Source organism: Saccharothrix luteola, assembly GCF_020859565.1.
GTDB classification, from domain to species: Bacteria; Actinomycetota; Actinomycetes; order Mycobacteriales; family Pseudonocardiaceae; genus Actinosynnema; species Actinosynnema luteola.
On the sequence record NZ_JAJHUO010000011.1, the window covers coordinates 141,534 to 162,596 of the forward strand.

The 21,063-nt window shown below is 73.6% G+C and carries 23 protein-coding genes; 13 read left to right on the forward strand and 10 right to left on the reverse strand.

Features of this window, described 5'->3' with window-relative positions; all coding sequences use genetic code 11:
• Positions 1 to 300: 300 nt before the first annotated feature.
• Genes LNK82_RS17290 through LNK82_RS17300 form a run of 3 tightly spaced genes read left to right on the forward strand, consistent with a single transcriptional unit; the run spans position 301 to position 4,205 of the window.
• A complete protein-coding gene (locus LNK82_RS17290; RefSeq protein WP_230568013.1) occupies positions 301 to 2,574 on the forward strand; it encodes a rhamnogalacturonan lyase in 2,274 nt (757 codons plus the stop codon).
• Between the two features lie 18 nt (positions 2,575 to 2,592).
• Positions 2,593 to 3,342, forward strand: coding sequence for a carbon-nitrogen hydrolase family protein (locus LNK82_RS17295; RefSeq protein WP_230568014.1), 750 nt, complete (start codon positions 2,593 to 2,595; stop codon positions 3,340 to 3,342).
• Positions 3,339 to 4,205, forward strand: a complete 867-nt coding sequence (locus LNK82_RS17300) for a DUF4231 domain-containing protein (protein ID WP_230568015.1) — start codon at positions 3,339 to 3,341, stop codon at positions 4,203 to 4,205. The genes LNK82_RS17295 and LNK82_RS17300 overlap by 4 nt, the downstream gene beginning before the upstream one ends.
• 233 nt (positions 4,206 to 4,438) lie before the next feature.
• On the opposite strand, the gene LNK82_RS17305 is transcribed toward LNK82_RS17300, so the two are convergent.
• From LNK82_RS17305 to LNK82_RS17320, 4 genes are all read right to left on the reverse strand, one after another.
• Complete coding sequence (locus LNK82_RS17305; protein WP_308257227.1) at positions 4,439 to 5,149, reverse strand: response regulator; 711 nt, start codon at positions 5,147 to 5,149, stop codon at positions 4,439 to 4,441.
• A complete protein-coding gene (locus tag LNK82_RS17310) occupies positions 5,142 to 6,332 on the reverse strand; it encodes a sensor histidine kinase (protein ID WP_230568016.1) in 1,191 nt (396 codons plus the stop codon). Before LNK82_RS17310 ends, LNK82_RS17305 begins: the two co-directional genes overlap by 8 nt.
• A complete protein-coding gene (locus LNK82_RS17315; RefSeq protein ID WP_230568017.1) occupies positions 6,332 to 6,871 on the reverse strand; it encodes a hypothetical protein in 540 nt (179 codons plus the stop codon). Before LNK82_RS17315 ends, LNK82_RS17310 begins: the two co-directional genes overlap by 1 nt.
• Positions 6,872 to 7,021: 150 nt before the next feature.
• Positions 7,022 to 7,261 (reverse strand): hypothetical protein, encoded by a 240-nt coding sequence (locus tag LNK82_RS17320; protein ID WP_230568018.1) that lies wholly within the window; start codon positions 7,259 to 7,261, stop codon positions 7,022 to 7,024.
• A 288-nt stretch (positions 7,262 to 7,549) separates the two neighbouring features.
• Between LNK82_RS17320 and LNK82_RS17325 the strand changes: the two genes are divergently transcribed.
• From LNK82_RS17325 to ligD, 3 genes are read left to right on the forward strand one after another with little or no spacing between them, the layout of a single operon-like run.
• Positions 7,550 to 8,164: a hypothetical protein gene (locus LNK82_RS17325; RefSeq protein ID WP_230568019.1), complete on the forward strand. Its 615-nt coding sequence runs from the start codon at positions 7,550 to 7,552 to the stop codon at positions 8,162 to 8,164.
• Complete coding sequence (locus LNK82_RS17330; RefSeq protein WP_230568020.1) at positions 8,164 to 9,276, forward strand: MFS transporter; 1,113 nt, start codon at positions 8,164 to 8,166, stop codon at positions 9,274 to 9,276. Before LNK82_RS17325 ends, LNK82_RS17330 begins: the two co-directional genes overlap by 1 nt.
• Positions 9,277 to 9,305: 29 nt before the next feature.
• Complete coding sequence (ligD, locus tag LNK82_RS17335; RefSeq protein WP_230568021.1) at positions 9,306 to 10,250, forward strand: non-homologous end-joining DNA ligase; 945 nt, start codon at positions 9,306 to 9,308, stop codon at positions 10,248 to 10,250.
• Between the two features lie 16 nt (positions 10,251 to 10,266).
• Here ligD and LNK82_RS17340 read toward each other — a convergent pair whose 3' ends face one another.
• Positions 10,267 to 11,088, reverse strand: a complete 822-nt coding sequence (locus LNK82_RS17340; protein WP_230568022.1) for a bifunctional DNA primase/polymerase — start codon at positions 11,086 to 11,088, stop codon at positions 10,267 to 10,269.
• Positions 11,089 to 11,148: 60 nt separating this feature from the next.
• Entirely contained in the window at positions 11,149 to 11,634 is a 486-nt protein-coding gene (locus tag LNK82_RS17345; protein ID WP_230568023.1) for an ArsR/SmtB family transcription factor, read from the reverse strand.
• Positions 11,635 to 11,692: 58 nt separating this feature from the next.
• Between LNK82_RS17345 and LNK82_RS17350 the strand changes: the two genes are divergently transcribed.
• The 4 genes from LNK82_RS17350 (at position 11,693) to LNK82_RS17365 (ending at position 16,762) form a co-directional block, all read left to right on the forward strand.
• The gene (locus LNK82_RS17350; RefSeq protein WP_230568024.1) at positions 11,693 to 12,631 is read left to right on the forward strand and encodes a S41 family peptidase; all 939 of its coding nucleotides are present in this window, start codon (positions 11,693 to 11,695) and stop codon (positions 12,629 to 12,631) included.
• Between the two features lie 57 nt (positions 12,632 to 12,688).
• Positions 12,689 to 13,123, forward strand: coding sequence for a hypothetical protein (locus LNK82_RS17355; RefSeq protein ID WP_230568025.1), 435 nt, complete (start codon positions 12,689 to 12,691; stop codon positions 13,121 to 13,123).
• 99 nt (positions 13,124 to 13,222) lie between these two features.
• Entirely contained in the window at positions 13,223 to 13,753 is a 531-nt protein-coding gene (locus LNK82_RS17360) for a hypothetical protein (RefSeq protein ID WP_230568026.1), read from the forward strand.
• 180 nt (positions 13,754 to 13,933) lie between these two features.
• Positions 13,934 to 16,762 carry a DEAD/DEAH box helicase gene (locus LNK82_RS17365; protein ID WP_230568027.1) on the forward strand — a complete coding sequence of 943 codons (2,829 nt, stop codon included), beginning with the start codon at positions 13,934 to 13,936 and terminating at the stop codon, positions 16,760 to 16,762.
• On the opposite strand, the gene LNK82_RS17370 is transcribed toward LNK82_RS17365, so the two are convergent.
• Positions 16,716 to 17,549, reverse strand: a complete 834-nt coding sequence (locus LNK82_RS17370; RefSeq protein WP_230568028.1) for an alpha/beta fold hydrolase — start codon at positions 17,547 to 17,549, stop codon at positions 16,716 to 16,718. The genes LNK82_RS17365 and LNK82_RS17370 overlap by 47 nt on opposite strands.
• A 195-nt stretch (positions 17,550 to 17,744) precedes the next feature.
• Here LNK82_RS17370 and LNK82_RS17375 point away from each other — a divergent pair, with 195 nt between their 5' ends.
• Both LNK82_RS17375 and LNK82_RS17380 read left to right on the forward strand, forming a co-directional pair.
• Positions 17,745 to 18,005, forward strand: a complete 261-nt coding sequence (locus tag LNK82_RS17375) for a hypothetical protein (protein WP_230568029.1) — start codon at positions 17,745 to 17,747, stop codon at positions 18,003 to 18,005.
• A 253-nt stretch (positions 18,006 to 18,258) separates the two neighbouring features.
• Positions 18,259 to 18,723 carry a hypothetical protein gene (locus LNK82_RS17380; protein WP_230568030.1) on the forward strand — a complete coding sequence of 155 codons (465 nt, stop codon included), beginning with the start codon at positions 18,259 to 18,261 and terminating at the stop codon, positions 18,721 to 18,723.
• On the opposite strand, the gene LNK82_RS17385 is transcribed toward LNK82_RS17380, so the two are convergent.
• The 3 genes from LNK82_RS17385 to LNK82_RS17395 form a co-directional block, all read right to left on the reverse strand.
• A complete protein-coding gene (locus LNK82_RS17385; RefSeq protein WP_230568031.1) occupies positions 18,699 to 19,007 on the reverse strand; it encodes a hypothetical protein in 309 nt (102 codons plus the stop codon). The two genes, LNK82_RS17380 and LNK82_RS17385, sit on opposite strands and share 25 nt — an antisense overlap.
• Before the next feature lie 447 nt (positions 19,008 to 19,454).
• Complete coding sequence (locus LNK82_RS17390; RefSeq protein WP_230568032.1) at positions 19,455 to 19,913, reverse strand: hypothetical protein; 459 nt, start codon at positions 19,911 to 19,913, stop codon at positions 19,455 to 19,457.
• 8 nt (positions 19,914 to 19,921) lie between these two features.
• Complete coding sequence (locus LNK82_RS17395) at positions 19,922 to 20,404, reverse strand: protein-tyrosine phosphatase family protein (protein WP_230568033.1); 483 nt, start codon at positions 20,402 to 20,404, stop codon at positions 19,922 to 19,924.
• A 188-nt stretch (positions 20,405 to 20,592) separates the two neighbouring features.
• On the opposite strand from LNK82_RS17395, the gene LNK82_RS17400 reads away from it, so the two are divergent.
• Positions 20,593 to 20,985, forward strand: a complete 393-nt coding sequence (locus LNK82_RS17400) for an ATP-binding protein (RefSeq protein ID WP_230568034.1) — start codon at positions 20,593 to 20,595, stop codon at positions 20,983 to 20,985.
• Positions 20,986 to 21,063 lie beyond the last annotated feature (78 nt).

The window sequence follows — 21,063 nt, forward strand, 5'->3', positions numbered from 1 at the left end:
CCCGGCGCCCGCGCACCGGCGGGTCGAAGCGCGTGGGGTCGCAGAGCGGTGTCCGGGCGGTCGGCGACCACAGCGCGACCGGCAGGCCTCCCCCGCCGCGGCGAGACATCCGTCCCATCACCCTCATTCGTTCGATTGAATCGGTTCAACCACGCTAGGTGAGCCCCACCATCGCGTCAAGACTGACTTTTCAGCGCTGAAACGACGGCGACACCGGGCCTTGCCTTTCTCGTTGAAACGGTTCATCGTGTGGCGTCGTCACGCACCTCGCGCAACGTCGCGCCCTTTGGGAGGCCGCAGATGACCCGCGTCAGACCCCTGCCCGCCGTGCTGGCGGCCCTAGCGCTAGTCCTGAGCACGTCCGCCGTCTCGTCCCCCGCCTCCGCCACGCCCGACGGCCCGCGGCTCGAACGCCTCGACCGCGGCCTGGTCGCCGCGCGCACCGCCGACGGGGTGTTCCTGAGCTGGCGGCTGCTGCGCCACGAGGTCACCGGCCACACCGGCACCGGCCTGGCCGGGCCGGCGTTCGTGGTCTACCGGGACGGCCGCCGCATCGCCACCGTCACCGACAGCACCAACTACCTCGACACCGAGGGCGGCTCGGAGTACCGGGTGGCGCCGGTGGTCCGCGGTCGGCTGGGCGAGGCGAGCAAGTCCGTGTCGCCGTGGGCGGGCGGGTCCTACGACCTGCCGCTGAGCAAGCCCGCGGACGGCGTGACCCCGGCCGGTGAGGCTTACACGTACTCGGCCAACGACGTCAGCGTCGGCGACGTGGACGGCGACGGCAGCTACGAGTACGTGGTGAAGTGGGACCCGTCCAACGCGAAGGACGTCTCCCAGGTCGGCTACACCGGGCCGACCTACATCGACACCTACCGGTTCGACGGCACGTTGCTGCACCGCGTGGACCTGGGCGTGAACATCCGCTCCGGCGCGCACTACACGCAGTTCCTGGTCTACGACTTCGACGGCGACGGCCGTTCGGAGATGATGCTGAAGACCGCGCCGGGGACGAAGGTGACGACCTACGACCGGCGCGGGAACGCGGTGTCGGAGCGGCACGTGACGATGCCGCGCGAGGACGTGCGCGCGGGTTACTCGCACAGCGACGACTACCGGCTCAGCCCCGCGGGCTACTACGAGCACGTGGTCGGGATGTTCAAGGGCTGGCACGCGCACCCCGAGGTCGTGGCCGGGCGGTGGCCCGCGACGTTGGAGCAGGCGTTCGGCATCCCGGTCCGGCACACCTACCCGTTGTCCGACGCGGACGCGCGGTCGCTGGCCGACCACTTCGTCGACGTGTACGCGCCGGGTCGCAGCACCCGCAACAACCTCCGGGCGTTCGCCGGGTTCGTCGTCGACGGCCCGGAGTACCTGACCGTGTTCGACGGCAAGTCGGGCCGCGAGCTGGAGACGGTGCGGTACGAGCCGGGTCGGCACGACGACGGGCTCATGTGGGGCGACTACGCGTACTCCCGGATCGAGCCGGGCAACCGGGTGGACCGGTTCCTCGCCGGGGTGGCGTACCTGGACGGCAAGCGCCCGTCGGCGGTGTTCGCGCGCGGCTACTACACGCGCACGACGCTGGCGGCGTACCGGTGGAACGGCCGCAAGCTGGTCAAGGACTGGTTCGTGGACAGCGGCTGGGTGCCGATGACCAACCCGTTCAACTTCCCGGCGCACGGCAAGGACGGCACGTCGCCGACGCACGGCGCCCTCACCACGCAGGGCGCGCACTCGTTGAGCGCGGCGGACGTGGACGGCGACGGCAAGCAGGAGATCGTCTACGGGGCGTCCACCCTCGACCACGACGGCGAGGTGCTCCACCACTCGGCGGGCGTGATGCCGCCGGGCAGCGCGAACCCCGGCGCGGTGGCGCGGCTCGGGCACGGCGACGCGCTGCACGTGACCGACATCGACCCGGCCCGGCCGGGGATGGAGGTCTACATGGTGCACGAGGGCGGGACCTCGGCGCCGTACGGCTACGCGCTGCGTGACGCGGCCACCGGCGAGGTGATCTACGGCGGGTACACCGGCCGGGACACCGGGCGCGGCATGGTCGGCGACGTGCTGCCGGACGAGCCGGGGCTGGAGACGTGGGCGTCGCTGCCGGGCGGCACCGACGCGGCGGGGCTGTGGTCGGCGGACGGGCGTCCGCTGTCGACCGCGATCCCCGGCACGAACGCGAGCATCCGCTGGGCGGCCGACCTGACCACGCAGATCGTGGACGGCGCGCAGGACGTGACGCCGACGATCAAGGACTGGCGGCGCGGCACCCTGCTGACGGCGGAGGGCACGCGGACCAACAACCACACCAAGGGCAACCCGTCCCTGGTCGCGGACGTGCTGGGCGACTGGCGCGAGGAGTTGGTGGTGCGCACGGCGGACAGCACGGCCCTGCGGATCTACGTGAGCACGGAGGTCACCGGCCACAAGCTCTACACGCTGATGCACGACCCGCAGTACCGGGTGGACGTGGCCAGGCAGCAGACGGCCTACAACCAGCCCGCCTACACCGGCTTCTACCTGGCCTCCGACGTCGATTGGGCGAAGGTGCCGCGGCCGGGTCGGTGAGGTCGTTAGGGTCGTCGGGTGATCACGATCGCCGTCGCCCAGCCGCGTTGCACCCCCTACGACGTGACCGCCAACGTGGCGGCCCACGCGGAGGCGGTGCGCGCGGCTGGGGCGCGGGTGGTGGTGTTCCCGGAGCTGTCGTTGACGGGGTACCACCTCGACGCGCCGGTGGTGCCGTTCGACCTGGTGGAGCCGTTGGTGCGGGCGTGTGCCGAGACGGGGACCGTGGCGTTCGCGGGGGCGCCGGTCGGCGGGTCGTTCGGCGGGGCGGGTGGCACGTGGGCCGGCGGGCCCGTCGGCGGGCCGAACATCGGTGTGCTGGAGGTGTCCGCCGCCGGGGTGCGGGTCGCGTACCGGAAGATGTGGCTCGGCGGTCGGGAGTCGGTGCGCTTCCGCCCCGGTGACGCGCCCGCGGTCGTCGAGGTGGACGGGGTGCGGCTCGGGCTCGCGGTGTGCAAGGACACCGGCGTGCGTCGGCACGCGGCGGACACGGTGGCGTTGGGCGTGGACGTGTACGTGGCCGGCGTGTTGGAACACGCATGGGATTCGCGTGTGGTGGCGGAACGGGCGCGGCGGGTCGCGGTCGAGCACGACGTGTGGGTGGCGATCGCGAGTTTCGCGGGCTCGACGGGTGAGGGTTACGAGTCGGCCGCGGGTCGTTCCGCGGTGTGGGAGCCGTCCGGTGGGATGATCGCGAGCGCCGGCACCGGCGTGGACGCCGTGGTGCGGGCGGTGATCCCGGGCCGCGCCACGGATGGAGGCACATGACCGATGCCGACCTACCCGGCTTCTTCCACGACGCCGAACGCGCGTCGCGGCGCGGGCAGCGGCTGGCGCTGACGTGGAGCCGGACCCGGCTGATCAGCGCGGTCGTGGCGGCCGTCGGCGGCGCGCTGGAGTGGGAGCGCCAGACCGCCGTCCACCCGTGGGGGCTCTTGGCGCTGGTGGCGTTCTCGGTGGCGTTGGTGATGGAGATCCTGCTGTGGACGCAGCAGCCGGAGCGTGATTGGTACGCCGGGCGCGCGGTCGCCGAGTCGATCAAGACGCTGGCCTGGCGGTACGCGGCGGCCGGTGCGCCGTTCTCGACCGACGTGGCGCGGCCGAGGGCGTTGTTCCAGGAACGGGTGGGCGAGGTGGTCGCGCAGAGCGAGCAGCGGCTGCCGCTGGACAGCGACGACCCGTCGGCCACGGCCGCGATGACGGCGTTGCGGGAGGCGCCGTTCGAGCGGCGGCGGACGACGTACCTGGAGAACCGGCTCCAGGAGCAGAAGCGGTGGTACACGGCCAAGGCGCGGGCCGACCGTCGGCGGGCGATGCAGTGGCGGATCGCGCTGATCGTCGGCGAGGTGCTCGCCATCGTGCTCGCGGGTGGGCGTGCGTTCGGCGTGTGGGACGTCGACGCCTCCGGCATCCTCGCCGCCGCGGTCGCCAGTGGCGCGGCGTGGCTCGCGACCCGGCGGCACTCGTCCCAGGCGACCGGGTACTCGCTGGCGGCGCGCGAGTTGGTGCTGGTGCGGGCGAAGGTGCTGGACGCGGACGAGGCGTCGTGGGCCGAGGCGGTGGCGGAGGCCGAGGAGGCGATCAGCCGGGAGCACCAGCTGTGGTTGGCGTCGCGACCGGTGGAGAGTTGAGCGCGGCGGAGGTCGGACGCCTGGTCAGCGGGCGAGCCGGGCCGGCAGTTTTCCCGTGTTCGCCACGGACGCGGCGGTGCTGATGACCAGCGGGCGTTCGGTCGGTGGGTAGACCGAACCGACGTCGACTGAAGGCCATCGACCAGCAGTACCGACGCAGGGGTCGGCCGGTCGACGGTGGATCACAGGTGTGAAACCGAGCGACCCTCATTACTCCACAGTGGACGCTTCGGTCAGCCGGCGCGGTGAGGCGGACGGTCGTCGGGGTGGACGAGCCCGCACTTGTAGGCCGTCGCGACCGCCTGCGACCGGTCGCGGAGGTCCAGTTTGGTCAGCACCCGGGAGACGTGGGTCTTGACCGTCGCCTCGCTGATCACGAGGTGGGCGGCGATCTCGGCGTTGGGCAGGCCGTGCGCCGCGAGGATCAGCACCTCCGTTTCGCGGAGGGTCAGTCGCGCCAGTTCGGCGGGCACAGGCAGCACGGAATCCGGCCGGGATGCGAACTCCGCGAGCAACCGGCGCGCCACCACGGGGTCGAGCCAGGCGTGCCCGGCGGCGACGTGGCGCACGGCGTCGCACAGCGCGCTCGGCGCGGTGTTCTTGAGCAAGAACCCGGACGCGCCCGCCCGCAGCGCGTCGTGCACGGCCGTGTCGTCGTTGAACGTCGTGAGCATGAGCACCGCGGTGGTGAAGGCCTGATCGACGACGAACTCCTCGGAGACCAGGTGCCGGGTCGCGTACACGCCGTCGCTGCCGGGCATGCGGACGTCCATCACCACGACGTCGGGCCGCGCGGTGCGGGCCAGTTCCACCGCGTCGAACCCGTTGCCCGCCTGGCCGACGACGACCAGGTCGTCTTCGGAGTCGATCAGCATGGCCAGGCCGGCGCGCACGGGTGGCTCGTCGTCGGCGACGAGCACGCGGATCTGCCCGTGGTCACCCACCGACGCCTCCGGCGGTCGCCGGTGAGCCGACCGCGGGCCGACCCCCGGTGGGCAGCGTGGCGCGCACCGCGAAGATCCCGTCGCCTTCGACGCCCGCGGTGAGGTGGCCACCGATCGCCCGCGCCCGTTCCCGCATCCCGAGCACCCCGTGCCCGGTCGCCAGGGTCCGAGCGGGTCGCCCCGCCACCCGGTTGACGACGGCCAACTCGACCGTCGTGGGCCGCCACTCGACCGTCACGTGGGCGGTGGTGCCCGGTCGGGCGTAGCGGGTGGCGTTGGTCAACGCCTCCTGCACGATCCGGTAACCGCACAGGTCCACCCCCGGTTCCAGCGGGTACTCCTCCCCCGTCCGGGTCAGTTCGACCCGCAGGTCGTCGGTGCGCGTGCTCGCCACCAGGTCGTGGAGCCGGCGCAGGCCCGCCAGCGTCGACGGCCCGCCGGATGCGCCGCCGAGTTCGGGGCGCATGAGGCCCAGCATGCGGCGCAGCTCGACGATCGCCTGCTGTCCCAACGCGTCCACGTGTCCGAGCGCCTGCTGCGCGCGCTCGGGATCGGCCCGGATGAACCGCGCCGCTCCCCCGGCCTGCAACAGCATCATGGTGACCGCGTGCGCGACCACGTCGTGCAAGTCGCGCGCGATCCGCGACCGCTCGTCGGCCACCGCGTCCGTCGCCGCCCGCTCCGCCTCGATCCGGCGCTGCCGCAGGCTCCACCCCACCCACCGGCCGATGCCGAACGCGGCGCCGTTGAACACGACGAGCGCCGAGGTCACACCGATCAGCGCGTCCACCCGGTTCGTGGGCGGTTGTCGGCTGACCGTGTGGACCACGTTGACGGCCGCCGGGACCGCCGCGGCGAACAGGCAGGCGAGCGCGCTCCTCAACTCGCACCGCTGCGCGACCGTGTAGAGGGCCAGCCAGACGCCGAGGTTGGGGATGTAGGCGTGGAAGATCAGTGCGGCGGTCACGCTGTGCAGCGCCATGACGCAGAACACCGGGATCGGGTGGCGCCGACGCACGGTCAGCGCGAGGTAGCCGACCGCCGAGTACACGGGTCCGACCCAGACGCCGAACTCGGCGTCGCGGCCGGGGCTCCACGACATGAGCAGGTCGAGCCCGCACACCAGGAGCGCGACCACCCCGTCCACCAGGACGACCCGGCCCGGCAAGCGGAACGCCGCCATCACCACCACCTCCCGACGCAGTCGGCACAGCACTTGAACGGGCAGCACCACCGGCCGACCAGTTCACTCCGCGTGTAGAGGCGCTCGTGGACCGAGTTCGCCCGGCGTGCCCGCTCCCAGGAGGCCACCGGGCCGAGGACCGGCCGCACCTCCTGGTCGAGCAGGTCTCGCGGTACGGCACCGACCGTGGCCAGCGCTTGCCAGATGTCGACCTCCTCGGCGAGGACGGCCTCGAACTCGTCGCGCTCGAACCCGCCGGTGTCCGGTCGATGGCGCGAGCGGTGCTCCAGTTGCAGGATGGCGGCAGCGCCGCTCGGTGCCTTGTCGAGCCCGACGATGTCCGCCCGCCGCACTCGGATTCGCTCCACCACGCCCGGCCCCTCGTGCCGGGCGGAGGCGACGAGCACTTCGAAGTCGACCTCCGGGTCGCGCAACCAGTCGAGCGGCGCAGGTGCGACGACGAGGTCGTTGGTGACCAGGACCGCCCACGACAGGTGCCGGTCGACCGCGTCACCGGCGGCGATCCTCTGGATCGACACCACTCCAGGACAGGACCAGTCCACGACTTGCCCCCTTCTCCCGTACTCGACGTGGACCACATGGCGGTATGCATTGCCCGATTCGGCCCACATTGGTCATTCACCGTAGTTGTCCACTCGCCGAGGGTGAACGTTACGACCGGCTTCCCGTCACCTCGCCGCTGCCGAGATGGCCGATCCGGGGCCGGCGGGCACGGACCTCAGCTCGGCGGTGACCGCCATCCCCACGGACAACAGCACCAGCACGCCGCCGACCGCGAGGCACGGCTTCCTCGACGCCTTGTCGACCCGGGGCATCGATCCGCCCGAAAAGGTGAACCCCCCGCCCACGAGTCCGACCATGAGCAGGACCACGCCCGCACTGCCGATGATTGTCGCTACCGCGATCACGGCACTTCCTCCCCGAACGGCCGATGTGACGACACCAGGTTGGCCGTCCGGGCGGTGACGGTCATCGCCTCAGGTATGCGCTTTTCGCCTACCGCAACCGGGTCAGTCCCGCCGCGCGCGTACCCCGCCGGACCGATGCGCCGGGCACGTCGTGCGGACGGCCTCACGGGTGCGCGATCTTCTCCGTCACCCAACCGATGTCTCCGCATCAATGCGGCCTCATCGTGGTGTCCATCGCACCGACGCCCGCACAACGACGTGTGCGGCCTCACCGGAAGGTGCACCCCGATGATCCACTCAGTACCCGCCGACCACGCGGACGAGGCAGGCGCCCGGGCCGAGACCATGGCCAGGTTCCTGCGCGACGTACCCGTCCCCTTCACCCGCGTGCTGTCCCTGTGGGTGGGCTACCGCCTGCGCCGCGACCCCCGGCGACCCGACACCCGGCACCACCTCACCCCCCGACAGGCCCACCTGCTCGGCTTACCACCGCACGCGGTGGTGACCAGGCGCGAGGGCTACCTCGTACCCCACCTCGGCGACCACGGCCCGCGCCTCGCCGCGATCACCGCGCTGGTGCACCAACGCGGCCTCGAACTCGACGAGCCCGGCCGCGACGAGCTCGCCCGGGGCTACACCCCGCTCGGCGTCCTGGTCACCGGCGCCCACCGGGCCACGCACTACGCCACCACCAGCCGCGCGCCCGACGACCCCGACTTCGCCGACCCGTTGCCCGACGACCCCGACGACGTGCCCGCCCTGTGGTGCCAGGCCACCCTGCTCAGCGCGGGCAGACCCGTGGCCCTGGTGCGGGAGACCGTCTACCGGGTGGCGTTCACCGGCCGCCGCCCACCGGACCTGACCACCCACCTGACCCCGGCGCCGCCCCGACTGGTGTCCTGATGCGCGCCCGGACCGCCGCGCTCGCCGCGACGACCGTGGCGGCGGGTTCCAGCGGGTACGTGGTCGCGGCGGTCGTGACCGAGGTGGCCGCCGACCACGGCGTCACCACCGCCGCGGCGGGCCAGACGATCACCGCGTTCGCCCTGGCCTACGCGGTCGGCTCGCCCGTGCTGGCGATGCTCACCGCGCGGTTCGAACGGCGGGCCCTGCTGGTGGCCGCACTGCTGGTCGCCGCGCTGGGCAACCTCGGCGCGGCGCTGGCGCCGACGTTGGACCTGCTGCTGGCGGCCCGGGTGCTCACCGCGTGCGGTGCGGCGCTGGCCACCCCGGCGGCCACGGCGGTGGCCGCCCAGCTCAACCCCGGCCACCAGGCCAAGGCGATGGCGGTGGTGACGGCGGGCCTGACCGCGGCCACGCTGCTGGGCGTGCCCGCCGGGCGGTTCGTCGCCGATCGGCACGGTTACCGGGCGGCGTTCGTGCTGGTGGCCGTGTTGTGCGTGATCGCGGCGCTGGTGGTGCGGTCGGCCGTGCCGCCGGTGCGCCCGGGACCGGCGGTCGGGTTCCGGCAACGGCTCGCGCCGCTGGCCGACCCGCCCGTGCAACGGCTGCTGGCCGTGTCGCTGCTGGCCTGCCTGGCCACGTTCAGCGTCTACGGCTACCTGGGCCCGATCACCGGCCACCCGCCGGACGGCGGCCACCTGCTCGCCTACGGCGTCGGCGGTGTGCTGGGCAACGCGATCGGCGGCGTCGCGGCGGACCGCCACGGGCCGCGCACACCGCTGCTGGTGGCGCTGGCCGGCTGCGCGGCGGTGCTCGTGGTGCTGCCGACGCTGTTGGCCGGGCTGACGGCGTTCGTCGTGATGGCCGCGTGGGGCGCGTTGTTCTGGGCGTTCAACCCTCCCCTGTTCGCGGCCCTGGTGGCGGTGGACCCGGACCGGGCGAACCTCCTGCTCGCCCTGAACGCGTCCGCCATCTACACGGGCATCGCTGGCGCGGGTGTGCTCGGCGGGGCGGTAGCCGCACCGGCCGTGCCCCTGGTGGGCGCCGCCGTCGCCGTCGCGGCCTTCGTGATCGCCGCCACGAACCGCGAGAGGGGGCTGGTGACGCGCTGATCGACGCGATCCGGGTTAGGTTTGCCCGCATGGCCGGAAAGGTGCCTTCGGTGGAGCTGGAGGTCGGGGACCGCGTCGTGCGGATCTCGAACCCGGATCGCGTCTACTTCCCCGCGCGCGGGGAGACCAAGCTCGACCTAGCCAACTACTACCTGTCGGTCGGCGACGGCATCGTGCGCGCGCTGCGCGAGCGGCCGTGCATGATGCACCGCTTCCCGTCCGGGGTGGCCGGCGAGAAGGTGCACCAGAAGCGGCTGCCCGGCGGCGCGCCGCCGTGGGTGCGGACCGTGCGCGTGCACTTCCCCCGGTACGACCGGCACGCCGACGAGCTGTGCGTGACCGACGTGGCGGACGTGGTGTGGGCGGTGCAGATGTCGACGGTGGAGTTCCACCCGTGGAACTCGCGCAGCGCCGACACGGAGAAGCCGGACGAGTGGCGCATCGACCTCGACCCGATGCCGGACTGCCCGTTCGACCGGGTGCGGCGCGTCGCGCACGTGGCGCACGAGGTGCTGGACGACCTGGGCGCGGTGGGCTGGCCGAAGACCTCGGGCGGGTCCGGGCTGCACATCTACGTGCGGATCAAGCCGGAGTGGGGTTTCGCCGACGTGCGGCGGGCGGCGCTGGCGTTCGCCCGCGAGGTGGAGCGGCGCGCGCCCGACGACGTGACCACGGCGTGGTGGCGGCGCGACCGCGACCCGCGCAGCCTGTTCGTCGACTACAACCAGAACGCCCGCGACCACACGATCGCCAGCGCGTACTCGGTGCGCGGCGTGCCGGAGGCGACCGTGTCCACGCCCGTGCGGTGGGACGAGATCGACTCGCTGGACCCGCGCGACTTCACCATCGCCACGGTGCCCGCCCGGTTCGCGGAGCTGGGCGACCTGCACGCCGGGATCGACGACGCGGTGTTCTCGCTGGAGCCGTTGCTGGAGTGGGCCGACCGCGACGGGCTCGACGACGTGCCGGAGTGAGTCCCGGCCCCCAGCGTCACCGCAGCACGCGGGGCCGCCGACGACCCAGCGCGATGCCGTTCTCCACGTGGTGCAGCGCCTCGCGCCCGGTCCAGCCCTCGACGCCGTCGTGCCTCGCGGCGGCGGTCAGCAGCACCGCCATCGCGGTGGCCTCGTCCAACCAGCCCGCGCCGACCAGCTCGCCGAGCCGGCACGCCGCGGTGAACACGATGTGCGCGCGTGCGCCGGGGCGTGCTTCGCGCACGCGTTCCGCCTCGCCCTCCACCACGGCGGCGCGGTAGGCGTCGACCCGGCGCGGCGAGGACCGCTGGGTCGGGATCGGCAAATCTTCGCGCGGCGGCGGGGTCAGCACGGCGACCAGCCACTCGGGCGCGGGCGCGACCGGGGCGTCGCGCACGACCCGGTACCGGTCGTGGCCGAGCAGGGATCCGGCGGCGACCACGTACCCGCCGACGCCCCGCGTGTCGACGTGCGGCGCGATCCGGCCGGCGGTGTTGCCCAGCGGCACGTCCGGCGCCTGGAAGTAGCGGTGCTCTCCCCCGCTGGGCGTGGCGACCGTGTAGGTGTCGCGGGGGTCCTCGTCGCCGTGCTGCCAGGCTCGGCGGGCGAACGCCTCGCGGCCGTGCGGCACGTCGAGGTCCACCACCAGCAAGCCGGCTGGGCCGCACGAGATGCCGACGTTGTAGGCCCGGCGCGACCACCAGTGCCGGATCCGGTCGCGGTCCAGGGTCGCCTCGTCGTCCCAGCCGCGCAGCGCGGGCGTCTTCCCGTGCGGGCGCAGCGGCATCACGGGCCAGCCTCGCGCGGCGGCGGCCAACGCCGCCCGGTACCTGGTCATGCTCGTTCCCCCTAGTGTCGGGCAACGGGGGAAGCGCCGCCGATCTCCAGTCTGCCGTGCTCAGCGCGGCCGGTACAGGGCCACCAGGACGCCGTGCACGGCTTCGTCGGCTCCGGTGTCCTCGGCCTGGTCCACCAGTCGTCGCAACGTCTCGCCCAGCTCACGCGCTGCGCCGTCGGAGAGCCGGAGGTGGCGCAACACCAGCACCGGTTCCCCGGGCGCCCGCCGCAACTCCTCGGCCACCGCGCCGAACAACGCCTCGGTGTGCTCCGCCGCCGGACCCGGCACCGAGATGCGGCGGGACGTGCGCTGGTAGTACTGCTCGATGCCGCCGCGCACCCGCCGCGTCTCGGCGACCCGGACCAGCCCGGCGTCGCGCAGCACCTTCAGGTGGTGGCCGACGTTGCCCTTCTGCGCGCCGAGCGACACGGCGAGTTGGCTGGTCGTCGCGGGCGCGCGGCCGAGCGCGAACAGCAGGCGCTGGCGCAGTGGGTGCGCCAACGCCTTGTACTGCTCGGGCGAGCCGATCTCCAGGACCTCGTCCACCGGCTAAGTGTCTATATCTCTTGACGCTTTCGCAACGCCGCTGGTCTACTCCCCCGACATGGACACCGCAGCGATCATCGGTCGGACCCGCGAACTGCTGGTCGGGCACTACGTCTTCCCCGACGTCGCCGGGCGGCTGGACGACCTGCTCGCCGCGCGCCTGGCCGCCGGCGCCTACGGGGTGGCGACGCCGGAGGAGCTGGGCGGGGTGGTCACCGCGGACCTCCAGTCGCTGAACGGCGACCGGCACCTCCGGCTGAAGTTCCACCCCGACGAGGTGCCCGACGGCGACGACGCGGCGGTGATGCGGCAGGTGGCCCGCGAGTTCGACCTGTCCCTGGGCGGCGTGCCGCGACTGCGGCGGTTGGCGGGCGGAGTGGTGCACCTGGAGCTGGCGCCGTCGCTGTTCCCGCTCGAGTGGGCCGCCGAGGGCATCACCGCCGCGTTCACGCTGGCGTCGCGCGGCGAGGCGTTGGTCCTCGACCTGCGCGACAACACCGGCGGCGACCCGGAGACGGTGGCGTTCGCGTGCAGCTACCTGCTCGACGAGGCGACGCACCTCAACACCATGCACGGCCGCGACGGCGAGGTGTTCCGGCAGTTCTGGAGCCAGACCCACGTGCCGGGCAGGCGGTTCGGCGGGACGAAACCGGTGTACGTGCTGACCAGCGGGAAGACGTTCTCGGGCGCCGAGGAGCTGGCGTACGACCTGCAACAGCTCGGCCGCGCCACCGTGATCGGCGAGCGCACGGGCGGCGGCGCGCACCCGCGCCGGGGCTACACCGTGCACCCGCACCTGGAGCTGACCGTCCCGACCGCGCGGGCGGTCAACCCGGTGTCGGGCACGAACTGGGAGCTGGTCGGCGTGGAACCGGACATCGCCGTCCCGGCGGCGAACGCCCTGGACCGCGCGCACCACGAGGCGTTGACCGAACTCGACCGGCGGGGCGGCGACTCACCGGCGCTGGCGGAGGCGCGTGCCGCCTTGGCCGGGTGAGGTCGCCGAACGGCTCCGGGTCGGGTTCGCCGGACGGGCGCGGAGGTGTGCCGGCGCGTGCCGGACCAGCGCACCAACGAGGATCTCCTACCGGGATGTCGGTGGCGCACCCGGCCCGCCGTGCACTTCCGGTTTGACGGCGGGTACGGCGTCGCGTCGGGCAGGGCGATGGCGGAGAGCGCGGCCGCCCGGTTCGTGCGGGCGGCGGGCACGGCAGGCGCGGCCTTGATCAGCTGTTCGTTCGCGGAGATCCACCAGACCTGCGACAGCGGCCGGCTGGAGGACTTCGACGTCTCGACGACCCGCGACCAGGCGGTGAAACTGCACTTCTCCAGCAGTGACGGCGCGGCGCACTACGTCACCGTGCTCAACGCCTTCCCCAACGGGCGCAGCTCCCGCCCACCACCTCCACGTGATCATCTCGTGATCGAGTGTGGCGAGAGGATCTCCCGACCGGAAGGGCCGGGCGGTGACGGTAAGACGCCCGGATAACCCCCGCGTGCGGGACGGCGTTCATCCCATCGGGCAGTGATAATGACCTCCCGGTCCCATAACATGGTTCTAGGGGGCGCTATGAATCGCAATGAGGTCATGGAAGACGGTGACCTCGTCGAAAGATTCGTGCGCCGACTCCTGTTGTTCGATTCCAACGCCGATGGCATCGTGCGGCGGCGCGACGTGGCCGCGGTCGCCGACCGGCTGATCCGGGCCTTCCGCGTCGACACCCAGTCGATCGGCGCCGAACGGATCCGCAGCGCGTACGAGATGCTGTCGCTGGCCTTGCTCGCGGACTTCGGCGACCTGGCCCGGGATGAGGTCTCGATGCCGGGGTTCACCGCGGCGCTGGCCGCCGACCCGGCCCGGATGGCAGGCCTCGGCCGCCGGATCGCCCGCGCCGACGCCTCCGCCGTGCGCGAGTGCCTCGCGCAGGTCGGCGCGGTCGTGAAGGCCGAGCACGTCGCCGAGGTGATCGTGGTGCTCGGCGCGCACCCGGGCCACCAGCCGGTGATCCAGCAGGCGCTGGAGCGCGACGGCGCGCTGATCCGGTTGGCCGCCATGATCCGCCCGTTCTCCGACCACTTCACCGGTTGCGGCTACCCCGGGCTCTACGGCCGGCCATGAGGTCGCGGACATGGCGGAATCGGACGACCAGTACGACGCGCTGGCGTGCCACCGCGGTCCCCGAGAACGGGCGCGGTGAGGAGTTCCGGGGTCCGCTGCGCCGCAGCCCGAGCTTCGCGGTCTTCACCGGTCGCGCCTGATCCGGGTCCCGCTGTCGGACCCGGATGGCAGGATTTCCCCGTGACCGTTCCCGCCGTGCTGCGCACGCTGGCCCGCCTCAGCGCGTCCGAGCAGCCCCAGCGGGTGCAGCTCGACCTGACCAAGACGGCCGGGCTCGTGTGGATGGGCGCCGACGAGTCCGCGTGGCGCACGATCACCGAGGGCGGGCAGCTGCCGAGCTGGACGCCGGTGCCGTGGACCGCGCGGCCGGACCAGCACGCGACCGTCGACCGGTTGGCGTCGTTCGACGCGTTGCACCAGGAAGACCGGCTGCTTCGGCTCGGGTGGGCGTTCCTGTGCGGACCGACGACGGTGAACGGCCAGCGCAGGCGCGTGTGCCTGCCGCTGGTGTCGCGGCCGGTCCGGCTGCACCCGGCGGGGTGGCGCACCTACGTGTTCCAGGTCGCCGGCGACGTCGGGATGTTCCCGTTGCTGGACGACTGGTCCAAGGCGGCGGAGCTGGAGACGCGGCTGGCCAGGGGCACCGAGTGGATCAAGGCGACGCTGGCCGCGAGCGGGTTCGACGACGTCCCGGTGCTCGGGCCGAAGCACGACCCGCGCGGGCTGATCGGCGGTGACGAGTTGGTCGTGGTGGCCGGGGCCGGGCTGCACGCGGGCGAGCCGGTGGTCAGCACCGAGCGCGGCGCCGCGCTCTACACGTGGGCGCGCCGCGCCGGGGTGGAGCAGACCGCGCTGGCCGGGCTGTACTCGTCGGCTGAGGACGCCGCGGTCGACCACGACGACGTGGTGCACGGCCCGTTGCCGTTGAGCCCGAGCCAGCGGGCGGCGGTGGTGGCGGCCCGCACCGCGCCGGTGACCGTGATCGGCGGGCCGCCGGGCAGCGGCAAGACGCACACCCTGGCCGCGATCGCGCTGGACGCGGTGGCGTCGGGCCGTTCGGTGCTGCTGGCCAGCCGGACCCGCAACGCCGCCGACGTGCTCGGCGAGGCGTTGCGGCGCGCGGGCGGGCCGGTGCCGGTGCTGTTCGGCGACTCCGAGCTGCGGCAGGAGATGGCGCGCGACCTGAGCGCCGGGCTGGCCGCCACCACCGTGAAGGGCGAGCTGGAGCAGCTGGACCGCAGCCGGAAGAGCGCGGTGGCGGCGGTCGCGCGGATCGAACGCGCGGTGCGCGAGGCGTTGCGGGACGAGGAGCTGGTCGAGGCGGCGGTGCGGTTCGAGGCGCTGATGCCGGCGCACCGGATCGTGACGCCACGCGCGTTCGACGAGGGCGTGGACTTCGAACGGCTGCACGGGTTGCTGCGCCCGCGCCACGGGCTGTTCGGCCGGTGGCGGACGCGGTGGGCGGTCCGGTCGGCGCGGCGGCTGACGGGCGCGGCGGACGACGTGGACGTGGCGGACCTGGAAGCGGCGGTGCGGGCCGCGGAGCAGTCCGCCGCGCAGGTCCGGGTCGCCGCGAACGGCGGCACGTCGCTGGAGGCGCTGCGAGGGCTCCTGGCCGAGGAGGACGCGCGCGGGCACACCGCCATCGCCGCGTGGCTGGCCACCCTGGCGGTGAGCCGTCGTGGCGCGGGGCCGCGGCGCGCGGTGGCGGCGTTGGCCACGGCGTTGCGGTCGGGCCGGGCGGCGCGGCGGCGGGCGTTGGCGGACGTCTCGACCTCGGACCTGGTGCAGGCCCTGCCGCTGTGGGTGGGGACGTTGGCCGACGTGGAGGACATCCTGCCCGCCGTGCCGGGCGCGTTCGACCTGGTCGTGATCGACGAGGCGAGCCACGTGGACCAGCCGCTGGCGGCGCCCGCGCTGCTGCGCGGCCGACGGGTGGTGATCGGCGGCGACCCGCGCCAGCTGCGGCACGTGTCGTTCGTCGGCGAGCAGGCCGTGCGCGAGGCGTTGACCGCGGAGGGCACGGAGTCGTTGGCGGACCGGCTGGACGTGCCGAAGGTCAGCCTGTTCGACGCGGGCGCGGCGGCGGCCGGCGTGCACTGGTTGACCGAGCACCACCGCTGCGCGCCGCACCTGATCGGGTTCGCCGCGACCCGGTTCTACGAGGGCCGGATCGCGCTGCTCACCACGCACCCGTCGATCGCGGACGTGGACTGCATCGACGTCGAGCACGTCGAAGGCGTCCGCGACGACAAGGGAGTGAACGAGGTCGAGGTGGACGCGGTGCTCGCGCACCTGCGCCGCCGGATCGCCGCCGGCGTCCGCTCGATCGGGGTCGTGACGCCGTTCCGGGCGCAGGCGGACGCGTTGGAACAGGCCCTGCTCGACCGGCTCAGCCTGGACGAGATCACCACGGGCGGGGTGCGGGTCGGCACCGTGCACGGCGTGCAGGGCTCGGAGTTCGACGAGGTCGTGATCAGCCTGGCGCTGACCGACTCCGACCGGCCGGCGGCCTGGCGGTTCGCCAACGACCGCAACCTGCTGGCCGTGCTCACCACACGGGCACGACGGCTCGCCCACGTCATCACGTCGGCCGCCGAGCCGGTCGGGCTCGTCGGCGAGTACCTGCGGCACGCCGAGGTCCCGCCGACCGAGACCGAGGGCGCCGCGCCGTCCGACGAGTGGACCGCGCGGTTGGCCGCGGAGCTGGCCGGGCTCGGCCTGGCGGCGCGCACCGGCTACCCGGTCGGCCAGTGGCGGGTCGACCTCGTGGTGGGCGAACGCGGGTCGGCCGTCGCCCTGGACACCCGGCCGCACCCGGACGGCGCCGGGGCGCACCTGGCCCGTTGGCGTGCCCTGCGCGGCGCGGGCTGGCGGGTGCACGACGCGTTCCCCAGCCGCTTCGGCGGCGACCCGGCGCGGGCGGCGGTGGAGTTGGCGCAGGAACTCGGGCCGGTGTCGACTACGCCCGCGCGCGCAGCCAGTCCAACGCCGACGGAGCGGACGTGACGATCGAGACGTGGCCGTCGTCCGGCGAGAGCCGCAGTTCGGCGGCGGGGCACCGGCGGGCCAGCCACTCGGCGTGCGAGCTGGGCACGACGCGGTCACGCAGACCGTGCAGCAGGAGCACCGGGGCGGTCACGTCGGCGGGGTCGAACCCCCAGGGGGTGACGTAGGCGAGGTCGTCGTCGATCCACGCGTCCGGCCGCCCCGCCCGCACGGCCGGGCCCACGACCTCGTCGAACCACGACCACTCACCGGCGAGGGCGGCGAAGTCCGCCTCGGTGAACTCGGGGTCGTACCCGACGCCTGAGGCCTCGAACCGCTCCTTCACCGCACGTCCGGCCTCGGCCGCGCGCAAGGACGCCACGCCGGACGCCGCCATGCCCGCGAACCAGTCGAGCCCGTCCGCGCGGAAGGGCGCGAGCCCGGCCAGGCTGACCACGCCGAGCACCCGTTGCGGCAGCAGCGCGGCGCACGCCAGGGCGTGCGGCCCGCCGCCGGAGTACCCCACCACGGCGAACCGGTCGATGCCCAACGCGTCGGCGACCGCGGCGGTGCAGGCCGCGCCGGAGGCGATGTCCCGGCCGCGGTTCGGCGTCGAGCCGCCGTAGCCGGGGCGGTCGTAGGACACCCAGCGGAGGCCGAGCCGTTCGGCGGCCGGGAAGAGCGGCGCGGGCGGCGCGCCGATGTTCGGTGTGCCGTGGTGCCAGATGACGGCCAACTCGCCCGTGCCGGTGTCGTACGCGTGCAGCGTGCGACCGTCGTCCAGGTCGATGTCGATCTCCGTCAGCACGGGCGGAGCCTAACAGCGGTTAGGATCGCGCCTCGTGTTCGACGAGCGGTGGGCGGTGGTCCCGGCTCGGCCGGTCGCCACCCGGTGGGCCACCCGTCGAGCGGAGAGGCTCGTGCTGGGCGTCGTGCACAACGTGACCTCGGCGACGCGCCTGTTCGACGTGCTGCCGCTGGTCGCCACCGACCGAGGGTCCAGGTGCTGTTCGCGTTCACGGGGTCGTCCGCGTTCACGCCGGGCACGGCCGAGCACCTGGCCGAACTCGGCGTGCTGACGATCGACTGGGCGCAGGCCGAGCCGACGCGGTTCGACCTGGCCATCGCGTCCAGTTACGGCGGCCCGCTGGAACGGCTGCGCGCACCGCTCGCGGTATGGCCGCACGGAATGGGCTACAACAAATATCTGGAACGGAAACGGGGAACGGGAAATCGGTTTTCGGGTTGTCTCCCGAATGGCTGACCCACCGCGGTCGGTTGATCCCGTCGAGCGTGATCCTCTCGCACACCGAACAGCTGGACCGGCTGCGGGCGGCGCTGGGCGTCGGCCGCGGTCAACGACTGGCGGTCGTGTCCTCGACGTGGGGTCCGGGCAGCCTGTACGACGACGCGGCGGACGTGGTGCGCCGGCTGCGGCTGGAGCTTCCCCTGGACGAGTACCGGATCGCGCCGGCGCTGCACCCGAACACCTGGTCCGCACGATTCCCGTCGCACGCGTGCACACGCCACCGGTGGTGCACCAGTGGGTGGCCGTCGAACTCGACGCGCCCGACCGGGCCCGCGTGGTCCGCTTCGCCGTCGACCTGCGTCGTGCCTCACCACCGCACAGCCACTTGGTGGTGGGTGTCGACACCCCGAACGCCGCGGTGCCGGAGAGCGCGGAGATCGTGATCCAGGACCACGCCGGCGACGCGGAGCGGTGGATCACGGCGATGTTCGACGCGTTGCCGGGCCTCGGGTCGGCGTCCATGCCCGACCACTCCGGGCGGTGGCTCGTCGGCACGCGCGACGGCGCGCTCCTCGCCTTCACCGGTCCCGCCCTTGCCGGACGACGGGTGTGGGCGTCGGTCGTGCACGCCTGGCACCTCGCCGCCACCACTGTCCCCGCACGCGTCACCGTGACGTTGGGCGGTGAGGAGCACACCGCCGAGGTGCGTCAGCTCCGCGCGGCCAGCCGCTGAGCGGTGGCGGCCATGGCCGTGACGAACCCGTGCTCGGCGTACAACGCGATCGCCTGCTCGTAGCAGGCCTTCGCGGCGTCACCGCTCTCCAGGTCACCGAGCGCGTCGAGCACCTGGGCGTGGTCGAACGGCCGGTTCTGCTCGGCCGTGATCGCCCTGGCCTGCTCCAGGAGCTCCCGTGGCCGTTCGGTCGACCCCGACTCGCCGAGCTTGCGCCCCTGCCACAGCATGATCTTGGCGACGTTGCGCGGCTCCGGCGCGGCCAGCCCGCCGAACCCCGCCAAAGCCGCTCCAGCAGCACGACGGCCGCCTCCGCCGGTTCGGCCTTGGCCAGGTGGAACCGCGCGAGCGCGAGCCGACGCGGGTCGCCGACCGACTCGGCCAGCTCCGGGTTCCGCCGCAGCACCGCCCGCGCCTCGTCCGACTCCCCGCGAGCCAGTCGGGCCAACCCGGCGCACTCCAGCGCGGTCGCCTCGGCTTCGACGTCACCGATCCGCCGGGCGAGGTCGACCGCCGCGTCGGTGTGTCGCCCGGGTGCAGGTGGGCGAACCCCATCTGGGTCAGCAACACCGCCCGCGCCACGTCGCCGGCCAGGTGCTCGGCCGCGCGCACGCCGAGTTCGTTCGTGGCGAGCAGGTCGTCGTAGTACTTGCCGGGCTCGTACAACGCCCACAGCACGAGGCTCAGCACCACGACCGCTTCGAGCGCACCGTCCTCGTAGGACGCGGTCGTCACCGCGCGCAGGTTCGCCCGCTCGCGTTCCAGCCACCCGCGCGGGTCGGCCTCCGCGGTGTGCCCCGCCGCCGGACGGCGTCGCGCTCGGCCCGGTCGACCACCTCGCCGATCCGCGCCGCGTGTCCGCGCAGGAGGTTGTGCACCACCAGCCGACCGGCGACCGGGTCCTCCGCCACCCTCAGCGACACCAGCTCGCGCGCCGCGCCGCGGGCCCTCGCCTCGCCGACGCCCATGCCCGCCGCCAAAGCCGCGACCGACACGTCGCCGGTGCCCGGATGCGCGCCCAACACCCGGTAGGCGTTCCGGGCGAGTGGGCTCAGGCGCGCGTAGGTGGCGTCGAACAGGGAACCGAGCGTGGGCTCGTCGCCGACCGCCACGGACGTGAGGCCGGCTTCCTGGTCGGCGAGCTCTTCGAGCAGCTCGGCGACCGACAGCCTCGGCTGCTCCGCGAGCATCCCACCGATCAGGCACAACGCCACTGGCAGGCCCGAGCCGCGCCGGCACCCCGAACGCGCCGTGACCGGTGACGACGACGACCGAACCGCCGGGGCCGGGCAGCAGGGAACGGACCTGGGCGGGCGAGACCACGTCGTCGAGGAAGACAGCCAGCGACAGCCCGTGGGTGACCGAGCGGAACATCGCCGCCCGCGACGTCGGGGAACCTGTCGCGGACGTCGTCCAGCCAGGCCGTGGCCACGGTCGACTTGCCGCTGCCGCGCGGCCCGAGCACGACCTTGACCACCGGGGCGTCCAACGGCGGCCGGTCGGCGGTGCCGCACTCCAGCTCGGCCGGCACGCGCACCTGGTTGACCAGGTCGACGTGCGGCGGCAGCTGGTGCGGCACCTTCGTGGGAGGCCAGGGGACGCCGTGGAAGTGCACCACGCTGGCCTGCACCACCGCGTGGGCCGACCCGCCGAACTCGTTGCGCGCCGTCCGCTCCTCCACCCGTGACCTCCCGCGTCGAGGGCAAGATCGTCGGGCCGGCCCAGCGACTGCGGACGCCGGGCGTGGCCGGTTCGCTACCCGACATCACCACGTCGGGAAAAGGTGGTGGAGATCGTGGTTTGGCCCGCCCGACGAACGGTTACCTCGTGCGTGCGCCTTGAGCAGACAGGGTGCCGAAGGAGCGTGCAATGAACATGGTGGACCTGCCTGACGACGGGCTCGACCTGGAGTTGGGCGGCGTCCAGACACCCGACGGCATCGCCGGTTGGGTGCGACAGGTCGCTTATGAGGTGGATGGGGACCGCGTCGCCGACCTCGCGTCGATCGCCACCGAACTGGTGGGCAACGCGCGGCGGCACGCGGAGGGGCCGTGGCGGATGCGGATGCGGCGGGTCGACGAACGGCAGGTCGTGCGGATCGAGGTGGAGGACCGCAGTCCCAGCCTGCTGCCGGTGCTCGGCAGACCGGACGACCCGACCGCGGGCGCCGGGCTGCTGCTGGTCAACCGGCTGTCCGTGCGCTGGGGGTTCGACCACCACGAGGATCGGAAGGTGGTGTGGGCGGAAGTGCCCACCGGGTGACGGCCCGGTGGTGGGGGGGGGGGGGGGGGGGGGGGCCCCGCCCCCCCCCCCCCCCCCCCCCCCCCCCCCCCCCCCCCC